Source organism: Colwellia sp. 12G3, assembly GCF_002836775.1.
In the GTDB taxonomy this organism is placed as follows: Bacteria; Pseudomonadota; Gammaproteobacteria; order Enterobacterales; family Alteromonadaceae; genus Colwellia.
Genome location: NZ_PJAQ01000047.1, coordinates 1 through 2005 on the forward strand (window position 1 = coordinate 1; position 2005 = coordinate 2005).

General features: G+C 37.7%; 1 protein-coding gene. It reads right to left on the bottom strand.

The window, feature by feature from the left end:
* A partial coding sequence (locus CXF71_RS11585) for a FimV/HubP family polar landmark protein (protein ID WP_332871773.1) occupies positions 1-1710 on the bottom strand: 1710 nt, incomplete at its 3' end.
* Between the last annotated feature and the right edge of the window lie 295 nt (positions 1711-2005).

The window sequence follows — 2005 nt, forward strand, 5'->3', positions numbered from 1 at the left end:
ATCTGCAGCTTCGGCTTTTTCTTCCACGACTGGCGCAGTATTAGCTACGGAAGCAAGCAGCGCATCTATATCATCTGGGTCTGTTACCTCTGCAGTTTCAGCTTTTTCTTCCACGACTGGTGCAGTATTCGCTACGGAAGCAAGCAGCGCATCAATATCATCTGGGTCTGTTACATCTGCAGCTTCGGCTTTTTCTTCAACTTTGGTTACGATAGGGTCTTCAACTGCTAGGTCGTCATCATTTAGATCGGTTAAACCACCCAGTAGGTCATTTAAATCATCTTGGTTCAACTCCCCTCCTTCAAGCTCTTCACTTTCGGGCTCTTCATTATTATCTAGCTCATCATCTAACCCTGATAATAGTGAATCTAAATCGCCTTGGTCTAACTCTCCTCCGTCAAGCTCTTCACTTTCAGGCTCTTCATCACTATCTAGCTCATCATCTAGCCCAGATAATAGTGAATCTAAATCGCCTTGATCTAACTCCCCACCATCAAGAACGTCATTATCATCGTCTAATAATATATCTTCAAGATCATCTAAACTGTCATCATCATCAATTAAGTCGATAGAAAGATCATCGTCTAAACCTAGTTCATCATCAAGTGACAAATCAAGTTCATCGTCTAAATTCAACTCATCATCAAGTGATAAATCAAGCTCATCATCTAAGTTTAATTCATCGTCAAAATTCAACTCGTCATCCAGTGACAAATCAAGCTCATCATCCAAGCTCAACTCATTATCAAGTGAGAACTCTTCAGCTGGACTTTCCTTAATTACTGCAGAGGCTTGTTTTTTACTATCTAATTCGTTGAAGAAAACTTCATCCGAAGCCTGTTTCCGGCGATTAAACAAAAAGGCCAATAATCCCAATATTAAGATAGCCGGCAAAGAACCCATGACAATTTTAAACCACAAGCTTGAAGTGATATCTTGTTCAGCAAGTTCTGCTTGTTGTTTCAGAAGTAAAAGTTCTTTTTCTCTGGCTTCCGCTTTTGCTAAAAGGGCTTGTTGCAATTTGATCATGTCGTCCATCTGCAACTTTATTTCTTTGCCTTTTGCGACCTCATCTTGCATGATGCCAAGTTTGTCATTAAAAGAAGTAAGTCGCTGACGTAAATCATCATTTTCTTTTAATATAGCTTGTAAACCATCGATAGAATCTGAAATATCATTTTGAATATTCTCTAATCTTTTTTGCTGCTGACCATCAATTTTTTGCAATTGGTCATTGATTTCAGTTTTTACTGTCTCTAAATCTTTTTTCTTAACGCTAGGCTCTGTAATTACTAATTTTTTAGTCGCTTTAGGCTGCGACTTTTGCCAAGATTTATGGTCATTTTCGGACTTTTTCTTCGCGCTATTAGTATTTATTGCCATCATGTTATTAAAAGATGGAATCTTTAAGTATTGCCCTTCAACTAAATGATTAATGTTGCTATCAACAAACGCTTGAGGATTTTCTTGATATAACGCCTGCATCACTTGATAAACACTCAAACGAGCATCAGGGCGAATTCGAGTGGCAATATTCCATAAAGTATCTTTAGAGATGATAGGTCCATAACGGTCATAAGGAAAAACATCAGTACTTTTAGGTCCACGCATGCGAATGCCGCGTTCTTCTTCAGCACTCACAGGGAAGTGAGCCGTGAGTATGCCAATAATAATTGCCTGCCATAGGCACAGGCGCAATAAATGTTGCATAGAGATGTCCTAATTAAACTAATTTAAGTTATGACGCTAATCATTATATTAATGGCGCCAAAAAAATACCGCAATGCTTTATCTGACTAGGAGATAAAGCTTGTCTGAAATATGAAATGCAATGTTTATTCCAAAAAATCATTAACTAACAAGATAATAGCAAACTGAGACAATAAGTCTTCTATTTTTGTAACTCTTCAGTAAATCGATATTTTTTCTGAGGCTAAGAATATGAAGCTGTGACACCCTATTTAACCTGAACTCTGGATAATGAGTGCTTGATATTTAAGCGAAT